The sequence below is a fragment of the Sphingomonas rhamnosi genome (assembly GCF_036663615.1).
Lineage (GTDB): Bacteria > Pseudomonadota > Alphaproteobacteria > Sphingomonadales > Sphingomonadaceae > Sphingomonas.
Genome location: NZ_JAXOJJ010000004.1, coordinates 186,290 through 203,629 on the forward strand (window position 1 = coordinate 186,290; position 17,340 = coordinate 203,629).

The following is a 17,340-nucleotide window of genomic DNA, read 5'->3' on the forward strand; positions in this document are numbered from 1 at the left end:
CGGACCAAGTCCGGGGTGACGGAGGGTGGTTGTGACCGCGCCGCTCTGGACCGCCACCGAAATCGCAGCCACCACCGGTGGTAGCGCATCGGCCGACTTCGCCGTTACCGGCGTCGCCTTCGACTCGCGGGAAGTCGGGCCCGGCGACCTGTTCGTCGCGATGAGGGGCGAGGCGAGCGACGGCCATCGGTTCCTCGACCAGGCCTTTGCGCAAGGCGCGGCGGGCGCGATCGTCTCCGAACCGACCGCGCATCCGCATGTACCGGTCGCAGACAGCTTCGTCGCGTTGCAGGACCTCGGCCGCGGCAGCCGCGCGCGGTCGTCGGCCAAGATCATCGGCGTCACCGGATCGGTCGGCAAGACCAGCGCGAAGGAAGCGCTGTTCGCGTGTCTCGACCGCGCCGCGCCGGGCGAGGTGCACCGGTCGGTCAAAAGCTACAACAACCATACCGGCGTGCCGCTGAGCCTCGCGCGCATGCCGCGCGACGCCCGGTTCGGGGTGTTCGAGATGGGGATGAACCATGCCGGCGAGCTTGCCGCGCTGACGCAGATCGTCCGCCCGCACATCGCCATGGTGACCGCGATCGCGCCTGCGCATACCGAATTCTTCCGGGACGAGAGCGCGATCGCCGACGCCAAGGGCGAGATCTTCGCGGGCTTGGAACCCGGCGGCACCGCGATAATCCCGTATGACAGTCCGCACCGCGACCGGCTGATCGGCCATGCCGAACCGCATGCGAGCCGGATCGTAACCTTCGGGCTCCGGAACGGCGCCAACGTCCGCGCTGTCGAGACGATGCGCGTGGCCACGGGCGGCACCTTCGTCACCGCGGCGATCGGAGACCGCGAACTCAGTTTCACGATCGCGCAGCCGGGGATGCACTGGGTGTCCAACGCGCTCGGCGTGCTCGCCTGCGTCGATGCGGCGGGAGGAGATCTGGGGCTCGCCGGCCTCGCGCTCGCCGAACTGGGCGGGCTGCAGGGGCGCGGCGCGCGGTTCGTGGCGGGCGACGTGCTGGTGATCGACGAGAGCTACAACGCCAACCCGTCGTCGATGCGCGCGACGCTGGCGGTGCTGGCGAACGAGCCCGGGCGGCATGTAGCGGTGCTGGGCGAGATGCGCGAGCTTGGCGAAGGCTCGGACGCCTATCATGCGGACCTCGCCGAACCGATCCTTGCGGCGCGCGTCGAAACGGCCGTGCTCGTCGGCGAAGCGATGCGCCCGCTTGCCACAGCGCTTGAGGGCCGGATCGATATCGTCCATGTGGCGGACTCTGCCGCTGCGCTTTCGTCGTTACGGACGATCCTGGCGCCGGGCGATGCGGTGCTCGTCAAGGGATCGAACGGCGTCGGGCTGTCGCGGCTGGTCGCTGCCCTCGCGGACGGAAAAAACTAATGCTGTACTGGATCGCCGAGCATCTGGGGTTCCCCGGTGTGCTCAACCTGCTTCGCTATCAGTCGACGCGTACCGGCGGCGCGGTGGCGACCGCGTTGCTGATCGGGCTGATCATCGGCCCGCGCTTTATCGGCTGGTTGCGCGTGCGCCAGGGCAAGGGTCAGCCGATCCGCGCCGACGGCCCGCAGACGCATCTGGCCAAGCGCGGCACGCCGACAATGGGCGGCTTGATGATCCTGACCAGCATGGGGCTCGCCATCCTGATGTGGATGGATTTGAGCAACGCCTATGTCTGGTCGTGCCTGTTCGTGACCCTCGGCTTCGGGGCGATCGGGTTCATGGACGACTATGACAAGGTCCGCAAAGCCAGCAGCGCCGGCGTGTCGGGACGCACGCGGCTGCTGCTGGAGTTCGCGATCGCGGGCATCGCGGCGACGATCATCATGTCGCAGAACGGTCCGCACCTGTACCTGCCGTTCACCGATCGGTTCTATCTCGACCTCGGCTGGTTCTTCCCGGTGTTCGCAGCGTTCACGATCGTCGCGTTCGGCAATGCGGTGAATCTGACCGACGGGCTCGATGGCTTGGCGACGATGCCGGTGATCATTGCCAGCGTCGCGTTCATGCTGATCGTGTATCTGGCGGGCAACGTGAAGTTCGCCAATTACCTGGGTATTCCGCATGTGCCGGGGGCTGGCGAGCTCGCGATCTTCTGCGGTGCAATCGTTGGCGCAGGGCTCGCGTTCCTGTGGTTCAACGCGCCGCCGGCCGCGGTATTCATGGGCGATACCGGGTCGTTGGCCTTGGGTGGGGCGCTGGGCACGATCGCGGTGGTCGCGCATCACGAGATCGTGCTCGGGATCATCGGCGGGCTGTTCGTGGTCGAGGCGTTGTCGGTGATCATCCAGGTGTTCTTCTACAAGCGCACCGGCAAGCGCGTGTTTCGCATGGCGCCGATCCATCACCATTTCGAACAGCTTGGCTGGGCCGAGGCGACCGTCGTGATCCGGTTCTGGATCATCGCGTTCGTGCTGGCGCTGGCCGGCCTGTCGACGTTGAAACTGCGGTGATCACCGCAAGCGCCTGGGCCGAGAAGCGATATGCGGTGCTGGGGCTGGCGCGGTCCGGCCTGGCGACGGTGCAGGCGCTCGCCGCGGCGGGCGCCTATGTCGTCGCGTGGGACAGCGATGCGGCGGCGCGAAGTCGTGCAGCAGAGGTGGATGGGGTGATCGTCCATGATCCGGCGCTGCTCGACCTGACCGATGCGGCGGGACTCGTGATGTCGCCCGGCGTCCCTCTCAACACCCATCCGCTCGCCGCGCAGGCGCGCGCCGCGGGCGTGCCGATCATCGGCGACATCGAACTGTTCGCGCAGGCGCGCGCCGAGCTGCCGGCGCACAAGGTCGTCGGGATCACCGGCACCAACGGCAAGTCGACGACCACCGCGCTGGTGCACCATATCCTGAAGACCGCCGGCGTCCCGACGCTGATGGGCGGAAATATCGGACTGCCGATCTTGGGACAGGAGCCGCTTCCCGCAGGCGGCGTGTATGTGCTCGAACTGTCGAGCTACCAGATCGATCTGACGCAGAGCCTCGATTGCGATGTCGCGGTGCTGCTCAACATCACGCCCGATCATCTTGACCGCTATGACGGGTTCGAGGGGTATGCGGCGTCGAAGGCGCGGCTGTTCGCGATGCAGCGGATGGGGCGTGCCATCGTCGGCGTCGACGACGTTCCATCCCGGCAGATCGCGGATGAGTTGCAATGGCAGGCCACGCGGATCACGGGTCGGGACTATGTCAAATGGCAGCGCAAATGGCCGGCTTTGCAAGGTCCGCATAACCTACAGAACGCTGCAGCTGCTATAGCTGCAGCTGAAGAACTCGGTGTCGGCTGGCCGACGATCGAGGTTGCGTTAGCTTCGTTCACGGGCCTCCCGCACCGCATGGAGCACGTCGCGACCGTCAACGGCGTCGCCTATGTCAACGACAGCAAGGCGACCAACCCCGACTCCGCCGCGCCCGCGCTGGCGGCCTTCGACCGCATTCACTGGATCGTCGGCGGCAAGGCCAAGGGCGACGAGCTCGACGCCTGCCGCCCCGCCTATGGTCATGTCGCCCGGGCCTATACGATCGGCGAAGCAGGGCCACGCTTCGCCGCGATTTTGAAGCCCGACATGGCGGTCGAGGAAGCCGGCACGCTCGACGTCGCCGTCCACCGCGCGGCGGCGAACGCGCGGCCCGGCGATACCGTGCTGTTGTCGCCGGCCTGTGCTAGCTTCGACCAGTTCCGCGATTACGAGGAGCGCGGTGACGCGTTCCGCGCCGCGGTGGCAGCGCTGGCATGACGGATGTGCGCGCCATGACCGATCAAAGCGACACCGGCCTCGTCGCCAAGATGAAGCGTCGCGGGGGACGTGGCGACCGCTCGCCGCTCGGCACCTGGTTCTGGGACATCGACCGGATGCTCCTGCTGCTCACGCTGTTCCTGATCGCGATCGGATTGATCGCGGTGGCCGCGGCGAGCCCCGCGACCGCGGTGCGCTATTCGGGCGAGCACCGGAAGCTCGCGCCGCTTTACTATTTCTGGCGTCAGCTGATGTGGGTCGCGGTGTCGATGCCGGTGCTGTTCGGCGTGTCGATGATGCCCGTCACCATGGCGCGGCGGATGGCGTTGCTCGGCACCGCCGTTCTGGTCGCGATCCTGGCGGTGACGCCGTTCGTCGGCGTCGAGGTCAATGGCGCACGGCGCTGGGTCGGCTACGGCTTCGCGCAGTTCCAGCCGTCGGAATTTCTGAAACCGATGTTCATCGTCAGCGTCGCCTGGCTGCTGTCGCTGCGCGCCAAGGATCCCGAGCTGCCGACCGTGCTGATCACCGGCGCGCTGACTGCGGCGATCGCGGCGATGCTGATGCTGCAGCCGGATTTCGGCCAGACGATCATCTATTGCTCGGTGTGGATCGCGTTGCTGATGATCGCGGGGACTCCGATGCGCGTCATGGCGGCGCTGGGTGCGTGCGTGCCGGTCGGGCTGGGTGCGGCGTATATGTTCTACGGCACCGCGCGCAACCGCATCGACGCGTTCCTGTTCCCCAGCGCGGAAGGCGACGGCGCGAGCGACCATTTCCAGACCAACGCGGCGCACAACACGCTGACCGCGGGCGGCTGGACCGGGACGGGGCCTGGTGGCGGTACGGCGAAGTTTGGGCTGCCCGAGGCGCATACCGATTACATCTTTTCGGTGATCGGCGAGGAATTCGGGCTGATCGCCTGCTCGGTGATCGCGCTGATCTTCCTCGCGATCGTCGTGCGTGTGTTCGTCAAGCTCTTGGACGAGCAGGATGAATTCAAGCTGCTGGCCGCCGCCGGGCTAGCGACGCAGTTTGGCGCGCAGGCGTTGATCAGCATGCTGGTAAACACCGGGCTCGCGCCGTCCAAGGGCATGACCCTGCCGTTCATCAGCTATGGCGGGTCGTCGATGATCGCCTTGTCGATCGGCATGGGGTTGCTGCTGGCGTTCACCCGGCGCAATCCGTTTCTCACGCGGAGCCCGTACGTCGTCCGCTGGAGTGGTGAATGAGTGTGAAGCAGAAACATTATGTCCTCGCCGCGGGTGGCACCGGGGGGCACATGGTCCCGGCAGCGGCGCTGGCGGTCGAACTGACCAAGCGCGGTCACCGCGTCGCCCTGGTCAGCGACTCGCGTGGGGTGCGCTTTCCCGGTCTGTTCGAGGATGTGCAGACGCACGTCCTGCCCGCGGGACGGTTCCAGGCGAAGCGGCCGCAGGGCTGGGCCTCTGCGGTGCGCGAGATGTGGCGCGGCCGGGCGATGGCGCGCGAGCTGTACAAGACGTTCCGGCCGGCGGCGGTGATCGGGTTCGGCGGCTATCCGGCGATGCCCGCGCTGCTGGCGGCGTTCGCAGACGGCGTCCCGACCGCGGTGCATGAGCAGAATGCGGTGCTGGGGCGGGTCAACCGGTTCGTCGCGGGCCGCGTCGACGCGATCGCGACGTCCTACGAGCAGACCGCGCGCCTGGCACCGAAGCTGGAACCGAAGACGCATCTGGTGGGCAATCCGGTGCGCGAGGCGGTGCTGGCGCTGCGCACCAAGCCCTATCCGCTGCTGGAAGAGGACGGCATCTTCCGCGTGCTCGTGACCGGCGGCAGTCAGGGCGCGAGCATCCTCAGCCAGGTCGTTCCAGACGGGCTGGCGATGCTGCCCGTGACCTTCCGTCGGCGGCTGCAGGTGACCCACCAGGCGCGGATCGAGGATATCGACGCGGTGCGCGCCAAATATGCCAAGCATCAGATCCCGGCCGAACTCGCCACCTATCTGCCCGACATGCCCGAACAACTCGCCTGGGCGCATCTGGTGATCGCGCGCGCCGGCGCATCGACGATCGCCGAGCTGACCGCGGCGGGACGGCCGGCGATCCTGGTACCGCTGCCGAGCGCGACCGACGATCACCAGACCGTCAACGCGCGCGAGATGACCAAGGTCGGTGGCGCGCGGACGATCGCACAGCAGGATTTTACCGCGGTGGAACTGGCCAAGCAGATGCAGAAACTGGGGCTGGACCCTGCGGCCCTCCAGAATGCGGCGGGGCGTGCGCGCAGCGTCGGGCGACCGGACGCGGTGAGCGATCTCGCTGATCTGGTCGAGAGCCTGGACGCACCGGTATCGCGGCTCCCGGTCGGTGCACCGACCAATCCCAAGGCGCAGTTCGCATGAGGGGCGTCGCGACGGATATCGGCACGATCCACTTCGTCGGCATCGGCGGGATCGGCATGTCGGGCATCGCCGAGGTGATGATGAACCTCGGCTACACCGTACAGGGCTCGGACGTGGCAGAGGGCTATGTCGTGCAGGGCCTGCGCGACAAGGGCATTCCGGTGGCGATCGGGCATAGCGCGGACAATCTGGGCGATGCCGCGGTGGTCGTGGTGTCGACCGCGATCGTGCGGTCGAACCCGGAGGTCGAGGCGGCGCTCAACGCGCGCATTCCGGTGGTGCGGCGCGCGGAAATGCTGGCCGAGCTGATGCGGTTGAAGTCGACCGTTGCGGTCGCGGGCACGCACGGCAAGACCACGACGACGTCGATGGTCGCGGCGTTGCTCGACGCGGGCGGGGTCGATCCGACCGTGATCAACGGCGGGATCATCAACAGCTACGGGTCGAACGCGCGACTGGGCGCGAGCGACTGGATGGTGGTCGAGGCGGACGAGAGCGACGGCAGCTTCCTGCGGCTCGACGGCACGATCGCGGTCGTCACCAATATCGATCCCGAGCATCTCGACCACTACGGATCGTTCGACGCGGTCAAGGATGCGTTCGTCGAGTTCGTCGAGAACGTGCCCTTCTACGGCGCGGCGGTGCTGTGCCTCGATCATCCCGAGGTTCAGGGTATCCTGCCGCGGGTGCGCGATCGACGGGTCGTGACCTATGGCTTCTCCGCGCAGGCCGACGTGCGCGGCGTGAACGTCACGCCGATCCCGGGCGGCAACCGCTTCGAATGCATCGTGCGCAGCCGCGACGGCGCAACCCGCTCGATCGAGGGGATCGAGATGCCGATGCCCGGGCGGCATAACGTCCAGAACGCGCTGGCGGCGATCGGCGTGGCGCTGGAACTCGGTATCGACGACGCGACGATCCAGCAGGGTTTCGCCAAGTTCGGCGGCGTGAAGCGGCGCTTCACCAAGGTCGGTGACGTGGCTGGTGCCACGATCATCGACGATTACGGCCATCATCCGGTCGAGATCCGCGCCGTGCTGTCGGCGGCCCGCGAGGGCGCGCAGGGCCGGGTGATCGCGGTGGTGCAGCCGCATCGCTATTCGCGGCTCGGCAATTTGATGGAGGATTTCCAGACCGCGTTCAACGACGCCGACCGCGTGCTGGTGACGCCGGTCTATGCCGCGGGAGAATCGCCGATCGAGGGTGTCGATGCCGACGCGTTGGTCGAGGGGCTGAAGCGGCGCGGACACCGGTTCGCGGCGACCGTCGCGGATGCCGATGCGCTGGCCGAGGAACTCGCCGCGACGATCGAGCCGGACGATATGGTCGTGTGCCTGGGGGCCGGCGACATCACGAAGTGGGCGGCGGGTCTCGCGGATGCGATCGCGGCGAAGCGGCAGGTGGACGCGTGAGCGGGGATTCCCAAATCCTCCCCGGAACGGGGAGGGGGACCATGCGCAGCATGGTGGAGGGGGCTGACCGCGAGCGCAGCACGTCGAACAGCGCCCCCTCCACCGCCTTCGGCGGTCCCCCTCCCCGTGCCGGGGAGGATTTGCGCGGGTCCATGACGCCCAATGGCAGCCTCGCCGACTTCATCTGGTTCCGCACCGGCGGGCCGGCGGAGTGGCTCGTGCGTCCCGCTGATATCGCCGATCTTTCCGACCTGATGGCAAGCCTCGATCCGGCGACCTCGGTCCTGCCCGTCGGCGTTGGTTCGAACCTGATTGTCCGCGACGGCGGCGTGCCCGGCGTCGTCGTGCGCCTGCCCAAGGCGATGGCGAAGGTCTCGGTCCAGGAGGGCCGCGTCCGCGCAGGGGCGGGCGCGATGGGTATCACCGTAGCCAGTGCCGCGCGCGACGCGGGCATCGCGGGCCTCGAATTCCTCCGCGGCATTCCGGGCACGGTCGGCGGCGCGGTGCGGATGAACGCCGGCGCCTATGGGCGCGATGTCAGCGATATCCTCGTCGAAGCCACGGTCGTGACCCGTAGCGGCGCGGTCGAGGTCTGGCCGGCGGACCGGCTCGGCTACACCTATCGTCATTCGGATCTGCCCGCGGGTGCGGTAGTGGTCGAGGCGGTGTTCCGCGGCACGCCCGGCGATCCGGCTACGATCGGCGCGGAGATGGACCGGATCGCGGCAGAGCGCGAGGCGTCGCAGCCGCTGCGCTCGCGCACCGGCGGGTCGACCTTCAAGAACCCCGAGGGCCACAAGGCCTGGGCGCTGATCGACGCCGCTGGGTGCCGCGGGCTCACGCGCGGTGACGCGCAGGTGAGCGAGAAACACTGCAATTTCCTGCTCAACCTCGGATCGGCGTCAAGCGCCGAGATCGAGGCACTGGGCGAAGAGGTACGGGACAGGGTGATGGCGCATTCGGGGGTGACGTTGGAGTGGGAAATCCAGCGGGTGGGCATCGCACGTCATCCTGACGAACGTCAGGATCCAGGGTTTCAGGGTGCCGCCTTCGTGGCTCTGGATCCTGACGTTCGTCAGGATGACGAAGGGATGTTGAAGTGACGCCGCTCCACATCGCCGTCCTGATGGGCGGCTGGTCGGCCGAGCGCGAGGTCTCGTTGATGTCCGGCACCGGATGCGCCGATGCGCTCGAATCGCTCGGCCACCGGGTCACGCGGATCGACATGGCGCGCGACGTCGCCGCGCGGCTGGCCGAGGCGAACCCCGATCTCGTGTTCAACGCGCTGCACGGCACGCCGGGCGAGGACGGGTCGGTGCAAGGGCTGCTCGACCTGATGGGCCTGCGCTATACGCATTCGGGGCTGGCCACGTCGGTGATCGCGATCGACAAGGTGCTGACCAAGCAGGCGCTGGTCCCCGCGGGCATCCCGATGCCCGGCGGCCGGATCGTCAAGTCGGCGGACCTGTTCGAGGCCGATCCGATGGCGCGGCCCTATGTGCTCAAACCTGTGAACGAGGGCTCGTCGGTCGGCGTCGCGATCGTCACCGACGAGGGCAATTACGGCAACCCGATCGCGCGCGACGCGGTGGGGCCGTGGGTCGATTTCGAGGAACTGCTGGCTGAACCCTATATCCGCGGACGCGAGCTGACGACGGCGGTGCTGGGCGGCAAGGCGCTCGGCGTGACCGAGCTGATCCCGAAGAGCGGCTGGTACGATTACGACGCCAAATATACCGACGGCATGACCGTCCACGAATGCCCGGCGAACATTCCGGATGACATCGCCGACGCCTGCAAGGCATTGGCGCTCGAGGCGCACCGCCTGCTCGGCTGCAAGGGCGCGTCGCGGTCCGATTTCCGGTGGGACGACGAGCGCGGCGTCGACGGGCTGTTCTTGCTAGAGGTCAACACCCAGCCCGGCATGACTCCGCTCAGCCTGGTGCCCGAACAGGCACGGCATATCGGCATGAGCTATGCCGATCTCGTCCAGGCAATCGTCGACGAAGCGATGTCCGAGGCTGCGACCCCATGAGCCGCACGATCAAGCGCGGCCCGCCGCCCAAACGCCCGGCACCGCGCCGGAAGGTCGCGGTCAAGCGCGTGTCGGTGATGGACCGCGTGATCGGCATGCTGCCGGTCAGCGAAGAGACGCTGAAAAAGATCGCGACCTGGACGATCCTCGGTGCGGGCGCCGCGGTAGCGATCGTCGCGGCGACGTGGATCGGTATTCCCGGCATGATCGGTGGCGCGATCGCCGAGGGCGCGGGGCGCGCGGGGTTCAAGGTCGACCAGATCGAGGTCACCGGGCTCAAGCGGATGGACCGGATGTCGGTCTATGCGGTCGCGCTGGAGGACAAGCAGAACCAGACGTCGATGCTGTCGGTCGATCTGGAGAGCATCCGCCAGAAACTGCTGCGCTATGGCTGGATCGCCGATGCGCATGTCTCGCGGCGGCTGCCCAACACGTTGCTGGTCGACATCGTCGAGCGCACGCCGGCCGCGGTATGGCAGGATAACGGCCAGCTGACGCTGATCGACGCCGCCGGCGTCCTGCTCGAACCCGTCCAGCCGGACGCGATTCCGAACCTCCCGCTCGTCATCGGTCCCGGCGCGGACCGGCAGGAGGCGGCGTACCAGACGTTGCTCGCCGCCGCCCCGGCGCTGCGGCCGCGCGTCAAGGCGGCGACCTGGGTCGGCAACCGGCGCTGGGATCTGACGTTCGAAAGCGGGGAAACGCTTGCTTTGCCCGAAGATGGCGCGCCACGTGCGCTGGTGAAGTTCGCCGAGCTCGACGGATCGAAGCCGCTGCTCGGGCGCGGCTGGATCCGGTTCGACATGCGCGACCCGACCAAGCTGGTCGCGCGCAAGCCGGGCGCGAGCCTGGCGCACAGCGTCGACGTGCCGGCGCAGGATACGACGTCGATGAAGACCCGATCGGAGACCGCGGGGGCGGACGCAACAGGCGAGGAAGTCTAGATGGCGAAAGTGGCACCCGAGGGGCTGATCACGGCCCTCGATATCGGATCGTCGAAGGTCTCGGCGATGATCGCGCAAAAGGGCGATGGCGGCGAACTGATCGTGCTCGGCACCGGACAGCGCGAGAGCCGCGGCGTCAAGCGCGGCTATATCGCCGACATGGCGGCGACCGAAGCCGCGGTCCGCGAGGCGGTCGAACAGGCCGAGCGCATCGCGGGCGTCAATATCGAGAACGTCTGGGTCGGCTTCTCCGCCGGTGGCCTCGTCAGCGACGTCGCCGAGGTCGAGTTCGAACTGGGTGGCCACCGCGTCGAACAGCAGGATATCGACGCGCTGCTCGCGGCGGGACGCAATTCGATCGATCCGCAGGGGCGGATGGTGCTGCACGCGCAGCCTGCGCTCTACACGCTCGATGGGCTGACCGGTGTGAAGAAGCCGCTGGGGCTGCATGCCGACCGGCTCGGCGTCCACATTCACGTCGTCGCGGCGGACGGGTCGCCGGTCCGCAACCTCGATCTGTGCGTGCGCTCGGCGCATCTCGAGGTGAAGTCGATCATCGCCTCGCCGGTCGCCACGGGTCTTGCCTGCCTGTCCGAAGAAGAGCGCGAGCTCGGCGTCGCGCTGGTCGAGATGGGCGCGGGGATCACCAACGTATCGCTGTTCGCCGGCGGCATGCTGGTCGGGCTGACCTCGATTCCGGTCGGCGCGCAGGACATCACCGACGATATCGCGTCGGCGTTCGGCACGCGGCGGCAACTCGCCGAACGGATGAAGTGCTTCCACGGATCGGCCAACGCGTCGCCGCGCGACAATCATGACATGATCCCGGTGGTGCCGATCTCGGCCGAGGATGGCGGCGGCGATGCCGCGCAGATCACCAAGGCCCAGCTGATCGGCGTGATCCGCCAGCGGCTGGAGCATCAGATGGGCGAAGTGCGTAGCGCGCTCGCCAAGCTGAAGTTCGAAGGGCCGGTGGGGCGGCAGGTCGTGCTGACCGGCGGCGGTGCCGAGCTGAAGGGCGTCGCCGACTATGCGCAGCAGGCGCTCGGGCGGTCGGTGCGGGTCGGCCGGCCGCGTGGACTGACCGCCCTGCCGGAGGCGCATGGCGGTCCGGCGTTCGCCACGCTAGCGGGGCTGGCCTTCTATGCCGCGACGGATCCGGTCGACCTGCGCGGCTTGGCGCCGCAGCGGACGACGGTGCACCGGCCGAAGGGCCTGGGCATGATGCGCAAGCTGATCCAGGCGGCGCGCGCAAATTATTGACGATTGGGAAGGTTCTGCCGCGCTTTTGTGTGGAACGGGACAGTTCGATCGTGCAAAACGGTTAATCAGGGCCCCGGCATAGCGTACCAACCGGGATGTGCGGAGACAGGCGATGAGCATCGAATTTTTGAGTCCCGAAGTGGACGAGCTGGCCCCCCGCATCGCGGTGATCGGCGTCGGTGGTGCTGGCGGCAACGCGATCGCCAACATGATGCGGGCGGACGTCCAAGGCGTCGACTTCCTCGTCGCCAACACCGACGCGCAGGCGCTGAAGCAGTCGATCGCGCCGCAGCGCATCCAGCTCGGCACCAAGATCACCCAGGGGCTCGGCGCGGGTAGCCGTCCCGAGATCGGTCGCGCCGCGGCCGAGGAGACGATCGATCATCTCGCCAAGATGCTCGAAGGCGCGCACATGTGCTTCATCACCGCGGGCATGGGCGGCGGCACGGGCACGGGCGCAGCACCGGTCATCGCCAAGGCGGCGCGCGACATGGGCATCCTGACCGTCGGCGTGGTGACCAAGCCGTTCGCGTTCGAGGGCAACCGTCGCGCCAAGGCCGCGGAGGGCGGTATCGAGGAACTGCAGAAGTACGTCGATACGCTGATCGTCATTCCCAACCAGAATTTGTTCCTGATCGCCAACGCGAACACGACCTTCAAGGAAGCGTTCACGATGGCGGACGAGGTGCTGCAGCAGGGCGTGCGCAGCATCACCGACCTGATGGTCATGCCGGGCCTGATCAACCTCGACTTCGCCGACGTCCGCAGCGTGATGCAGGAAATGGGCAAGGCGATGATGGGCACCGGCGAGGCAAGCGGCGACAACCGCGCGCTCGAAGCTGCGCAGAAGGCGATCTCGAACCCGCTGCTCGAAGGCGTCAGCATGCAGGGGGCCAAGGGCGTGATCATCTCGATCACCGGCGGCGACGACATGCGCCTGCTCGAAGTCGACGAGGCTGCCAATCACATCCGCGACCTAGTCGATCCCGACGCGAACATCATCTGGGGTTCGGCGTTCAACCAGGAGCTCGAAGGCAAGATCCGCGTCTCGGTCGTCGCGACCGGAATCGACGCCGATGCCAAGGCGCCCGCCGCGGCCCCGCTCGAACCGACGCGCTCGTTCAGCTTCGGTGGTATCCGCAAGACCGACGAGACCACGTCGTTCCGCCCGAGCGAGCCCGCCGCACCGGCCGCTGTTGCTGCGCCGGTACCCGCGCCAGCGCCGGTCGCCGAGGAGGAGCCGTTCGAGCTGCCCGCCTCGACCGCGATCGAACCCGCGCCGCAGCCGGTGGCCGCCGCTGACGCTGACGAACTCGTTCTGGGGGCCGAGACGATCGTCCCGACCCCGCCGCGCAGCTATGGCGACGCGCCGGCTGCGGCGCCCGTGCCGATGCCTGCGGCCGACGAAGGCGGCGCGCGCCGCCGCTGGCTGGCGCCGGGCGCCGAAGCCGCACCCGAGGCGATTGCGGCGCCGACGCCGCGCGTGAAGCTGGGCGGTACGCTGTTCGAGCGCATGTCCAACGCCGCGCGTGGCGCGGCCAAGGAAGACGGTGAGCCGGCGACGCCCGATCCGCTCGACATCCCGCGCTTCCTGCATCGCCAGAACAACCAGTAAGCCGACAGGGCTGTCGCAGGTGCGGTCAGCCCGAGGGCCGTCCCCCTTGGTGAAGCTCGGGATGACGGCTTCGGCCAGTTCGCGCCGCGAACCCGCCGTTGGCGCATTCATCGCCGTGTTCGCCCGTTTCGTCGCGAGCGCCCGGATGGGGCGTTGCCGGTTGGGCGTCGCTGGGGTCTAGCTGTACCTGTTCATGATCCGCCGTTTTCCCTTTTCGCTCGCCGCAGCGCTGTTGCTCGCGGCATCGCCCGGTGCGGTCGCGGCGCAGGCCGTCGTCCAGCCGCTGCCCGGTACGACCGATGCCGATCGCCTGGGCGAGGTGATGCGCCGGGTCGCGAGCGATCCGCGCGACGTCGATGCGCTGCTGCGCGCGGGCGAACTGTCGATCGACGTCGGTGATCTTGGCGGCGCTGCGGCGTTGTTTGCGCGCGCCGAAAAGGTCGATCCGCGCAACGGCCGGGTCAAGGCAGGGATGGCGTCGATCCTGGTCCGGTCCGAGCGCCCCGGCGAGGCGCTGCGCTATTTCGCGCAGGCCGAGTCGTTCGGGTGGGACGCGCGCCGCTTCGTCGCGGACCGGGCGCTCGCCTATGACCTGATCGGGCAGCAGGACCGGGCGCAACGCGATTACCGCGTGGCACTCCGCGATGCGCCCGTTGACGAGACCGTGCGGCGTTATGCGCTGTCGCTCGGCATATCGGGCAAGCAGGCGCTCGCGTTGCAGCAGCTGGCGCCGTTGCTGCAGAAGACCGATCGTGGCGCCTGGCGCGCGCGGGCGTTCATCCTGGCAATGACCGGCGATGTCCCCGGCGCCGAGCGGATCGCGACGACGATGATGCCGGCGGGGATGGCGCAGGGGCTACTTCCGTTCTTCGCGCGCCTGCCGCTTCTGCCGCCGAGCGATCGTGCGTTCGCGGTGCATTTCGGCGAGATCCACGCGACCCCCGAACGGATTGCCGACGCACGGATGGCGCCGCCGCTGCCTGTCCTGGGCGCCGATCCCACTGCACCGGTGATGATGGCGTCGGGCCAGCCCGCGCGCGCGCCTGAGCCGACATCGCGCACGTCGCGGCGGGCCGACTCGCGCGATCGCCGCGCGCGTGCGGGGCGTGTCGAGACAGCTGCGGTCAGCCCGGCGAGCACGCGTCAGCTCGCCATGTTACAGCCGCTCCCGCAGACCGCACCGCAACTCGCGACGCGCGGTGTCGAACAGCCGGCCCGGACGACGGTGGTGCCCACGATTGTCGCGCAGCCGGCCCCGCGTGCTCCGGTAGCGGTGCAGCCGGCCGTGCGTCCGCCGGTGGCCACGGTGCAGGCGGTGGCGCCTGCTGTCGTGACGCCGAGCGTTCCGGTACGTTCGGTAACCGAGCGGCTTCCCGCTGCCACCGTCGTACCTGCACCCGCGACTTCGTCGCAGATCCTTGGAGCAGTCACGCCGAAGCCAGTGATCTCGGCGGTCACGCCGACGTCTTCGATCGCGGCGATAACACCGACGCCGTCCTTGGCGGCGGTCACGCCAACGCCGAGCGTGAGCGTCCAAGCTGCACCGCGAGCGTCGACCGACGTGGCAGAGACGGTCCCGACTGCGACCCGACCCATAGCGACGCCGGGCTTTTCTAGCGGCACGGTTACAACCGTCGCCATCCCCGGTTCTGCGGCCGGGACCGCGGTGACCGCTCCGGTGGCGGGCCCGCCTGCACGTTCGGACGTAGCGGCGACGACGCCATCCACTGCAGTCGTCGCGCCAGAGCCGACGGTGTCCGGGCGCACGGGCGACGATTCGATCCTCGCGCGGATCGTCGCCGGATTGTCGATCCCGGCGTCCGAACTCGACGTCGCGCCGATCGTCGCGGCTCCGGCGTCCGGCGCGATGCCCACAGTAGCCGACGACGGCGCGCGCGTCGTCGCCGAGGCGAAGGCCAAGGCGCAACGCGACGCGGCGGCCAAGGTCGTACTGGCGCGCAAGCTCGCCGCCGAGAAGAAGGCGGCCGACAAGAAGGCGGTTCTCGACAAGAAGGCGCTCGCCGACAAGAAGGCTGCGGCTGCGGAGAAGGCAATCGCCGACAAGGAAGCCGCCGAGGAGAAGCGCATCGCACGCGCCAATCCGCCACGGATATGGGTGCAGGTCGCCGGCGGCGCGACCGAAGGCGATCTGCCAAGGGCCTGGAAGGCCGTGAAGGCCAAGGCGCCGACGGTGTTCGGCAGCCGTGCCGGCTGGACCACGCCGCTGCGCGCGACCAATCGCGTGCTGGCCGGACCGTTCAAGACCGACGCCGAGGCGCGTACCTTCGTCAACCAGCTCGCCAAGGGCGGCGTGTCGGCGTTTACGTTCACCAGCGACGCGGGTCAGCCGGTCACGAGGCTGCCCGGCAAATGAGCTACCGCGCGCCCTGGGCTTCGGACCCGGCGCGCAGCAAAGGTCGCCTCCACGAGGAACAGAACGGGACCGCGCGCGGCCCGCGCGATGCGTTCCAGCGCGATCGCGATCGCATTATCCATTCGATCAGCTTCCGCCGGCTGCGTCACAAGACGCAGGTGTTCATGGCACCCGACGGCGACCATTTCCGCGTCCGCCTGACGCACAGCCTGGAAGTGGCACAGATCGGCCGTACGATCGCGCGCACGCTGGCGCTCAACGAGGACCTGACCGAGGCGCTGTGCCTGGCGCACGATATCGGCCACCCGCCGTTCGGCCATGCCGGCGAGGATGCGCTGAAGGCCGCGCTGATGCCTTCGGCTGAAGAGGGCGGGCAGGGTGGGTTCGATCACAACGGCCATACGCTGCGCACGTTGATGACGATCGAGCATCCCTATCCGAGCTGGAGCGGGCTCAATCTGACCTGGGAAACGCTAGAGGGGCTGGCCAAGCATAACGGGCCGGTACGGCATCCGGGCTGGGCGCTGGCCGCGGCGGACGCCGAATTCCCGCTGGCACTGACGAGCTTTTCCAGCCTCGAGGCGCAGGTCGCGGCGATCGCCGACGACATCGCCTACGACAATCACGACATCGACGACGGCCTGCGCGCCGGGTTGCTGACGCTCGACCAGCTGCTCGCCGTGCCTCTGGTCGCGCGCGGTTGGGACGCGGCGCGCGCGCGCTATCCCGACGTCGCGGCGCACCGGTTGATGGGGGAACTGGTCCGCGGCCAGATCGGGACGATGGCGAACGACCTGATCGCCGAAACGCGCGCGCGGATCGCCGCCAGCGGAGTCGCGAGCGTCGAGGATGTGCGCGCGGCAGGGACGTGCCTGGTCGGCTTTTCGGACGCGATGCGCGAGCAAGAGCGCGACCTCAAGCGGTTCATGTACGCGAAACTTTATCATCACCCGCGCCAGCTTGCCGCGGCGGAAGCTGCACATGGCATCGTTGCGGGGCTGTTTGCGGCGTATAGCGCGGATCCGGCGCTGATCCCGACCGAGTGGCGCGAGCGGCTGCCCGCAGCCGAGCCGGATCGCAGCCGGCATATCGCGGATTTCATCGCCGGGATGACCGATCGCTACGCGGTGTCACGCTACCGCGAGATCGTCGGGCCGATCGATCTGCCCGAAGGGTTCTAGATCGGAGAGCGGACAGCAAAACGGCGGCCGGGATGTCCCGACCGCCGTTTTTGTCGTGCAGGCTGCGGAAATCAGTTCGCGGTCGGGGCAACGCCGCCGGCAGCGCCGCTGGCTTCGCGCGTCTTGAACGATACCGGCACGCCGCCCGACGTCCCCGAGACGCGGTCGCCGCGCACGATCAGGTGGAACTGCTGGCCTGAGGGGAAGCGGCGACCGTTGATGACCTGGCGGCCATCCTGCTCGCTCGTCGTGTAGACATAGGTGCTGCCCTCATGGACGAAGCTCTGACGCCCCTCGGCGGCGATGCCAACGGTCGAGGTCAGGGCTGCAGCGGCGGCAGTCAGGATCAGAATGGTCTTGCGCATGGTCGGTCTCCACATGGTGATG

General features: G+C 68.4%; 14 protein-coding genes. 13 read left to right on the plus strand and 1 reads right to left on the minus strand.

The genetic code is table 11. The features are described 5' to 3' along the window. Positions 1 to 31 precede the first annotated feature (31 nt). The 13 genes from U1701_RS10485 to U1701_RS10545 all read left to right on the plus strand — a co-directional run bounded on the left by U1701_RS10485 (position 32) and on the right by U1701_RS10545 (position 16,953). Positions 32 to 1,396, plus strand: coding sequence for a UDP-N-acetylmuramoyl-tripeptide--D-alanyl-D-alanine ligase (locus tag U1701_RS10485; protein ID WP_332782512.1), 1,365 nt, complete (start codon positions 32 to 34; stop codon positions 1,394 to 1,396). Further along, positions 1,396 to 2,466 carry a phospho-N-acetylmuramoyl-pentapeptide-transferase gene (mraY, locus tag U1701_RS10490; RefSeq protein ID WP_332782513.1) on the plus strand — a complete coding sequence of 357 codons (1,071 nt, stop codon included), beginning with the start codon at positions 1,396 to 1,398 and terminating at the stop codon, positions 2,464 to 2,466. Before U1701_RS10485 ends, mraY begins: the two co-directional genes overlap by 1 nt. Next, the gene (gene murD, locus U1701_RS10495) at positions 2,463 to 3,746 is read left to right on the plus strand and encodes a UDP-N-acetylmuramoyl-L-alanine--D-glutamate ligase (RefSeq protein ID WP_332782514.1); all 1,284 of its coding nucleotides are present in this window, start codon (positions 2,463 to 2,465) and stop codon (positions 3,744 to 3,746) included. The genes mraY and murD overlap by 4 nt, the downstream gene beginning before the upstream one ends. A 14-nt stretch (positions 3,747 to 3,760) precedes the next feature. Further along, positions 3,761 to 4,978, plus strand: coding sequence for an FtsW/RodA/SpoVE family cell cycle protein (locus tag U1701_RS10500; protein WP_332782515.1), 1,218 nt, complete (start codon positions 3,761 to 3,763; stop codon positions 4,976 to 4,978). Beyond that, the gene (gene murG, locus U1701_RS10505; RefSeq protein ID WP_332782516.1) at positions 4,975 to 6,129 is read left to right on the plus strand and encodes an undecaprenyldiphospho-muramoylpentapeptide beta-N-acetylglucosaminyltransferase; all 1,155 of its coding nucleotides are present in this window, start codon (positions 4,975 to 4,977) and stop codon (positions 6,127 to 6,129) included. The genes U1701_RS10500 and murG overlap by 4 nt, the downstream gene beginning before the upstream one ends. Continuing rightward, positions 6,126 to 7,541, plus strand: coding sequence for a UDP-N-acetylmuramate--L-alanine ligase (gene murC, locus U1701_RS10510; protein ID WP_332782517.1), 1,416 nt, complete (start codon positions 6,126 to 6,128; stop codon positions 7,539 to 7,541). The genes murG and murC overlap by 4 nt, the downstream gene beginning before the upstream one ends. Positions 7,542 to 7,582: 41 nt before the next feature. Continuing rightward, positions 7,583 to 8,644, plus strand: coding sequence for a UDP-N-acetylmuramate dehydrogenase (murB, locus tag U1701_RS10515; protein WP_332782518.1), 1,062 nt, complete (start codon positions 7,583 to 7,585; stop codon positions 8,642 to 8,644). Next, a complete protein-coding gene (locus U1701_RS10520; RefSeq protein ID WP_332782519.1) occupies positions 8,641 to 9,576 on the plus strand; it encodes a D-alanine--D-alanine ligase in 936 nt (311 codons plus the stop codon). Before murB ends, U1701_RS10520 begins: the two co-directional genes overlap by 4 nt. Further along, positions 9,573 to 10,520 carry a cell division protein FtsQ/DivIB gene (locus U1701_RS10525; protein ID WP_332782520.1) on the plus strand — a complete coding sequence of 316 codons (948 nt, stop codon included), beginning with the start codon at positions 9,573 to 9,575 and terminating at the stop codon, positions 10,518 to 10,520. Before U1701_RS10520 ends, U1701_RS10525 begins: the two co-directional genes overlap by 4 nt. Then, the gene (ftsA, locus tag U1701_RS10530; RefSeq protein ID WP_332782521.1) at positions 10,521 to 11,783 is read left to right on the plus strand and encodes a cell division protein FtsA; all 1,263 of its coding nucleotides are present in this window, start codon (positions 10,521 to 10,523) and stop codon (positions 11,781 to 11,783) included. It abuts the gene before it with no gap. Positions 11,784 to 11,895: 112 nt separating this feature from the next. After that, positions 11,896 to 13,398, plus strand: a complete 1,503-nt coding sequence (gene ftsZ, locus U1701_RS10535; RefSeq protein ID WP_332782522.1) for a cell division protein FtsZ — start codon at positions 11,896 to 11,898, stop codon at positions 13,396 to 13,398. A 193-nt stretch (positions 13,399 to 13,591) separates the two neighbouring features. Further along, entirely contained in the window at positions 13,592 to 15,772 is a 2,181-nt protein-coding gene (locus U1701_RS10540) for an SPOR domain-containing protein (RefSeq protein ID WP_332782523.1), read from the plus strand. After that, on the plus strand, positions 15,769 to 16,953 hold the full coding sequence (locus U1701_RS10545) for a deoxyguanosinetriphosphate triphosphohydrolase (protein WP_332782524.1): 1,185 nt from the start codon (positions 15,769 to 15,771) through the stop codon (positions 16,951 to 16,953). Before U1701_RS10540 ends, U1701_RS10545 begins: the two co-directional genes overlap by 4 nt. A 71-nt stretch (positions 16,954 to 17,024) precedes the next feature. Here the strand turns inward: U1701_RS10545 and U1701_RS10550 are convergent, their stop codons facing one another. Continuing rightward, entirely contained in the window at positions 17,025 to 17,318 is a 294-nt protein-coding gene (locus U1701_RS10550; RefSeq protein ID WP_332782525.1) for a hypothetical protein, read from the minus strand. Positions 17,319 to 17,340 lie beyond the last annotated feature (22 nt).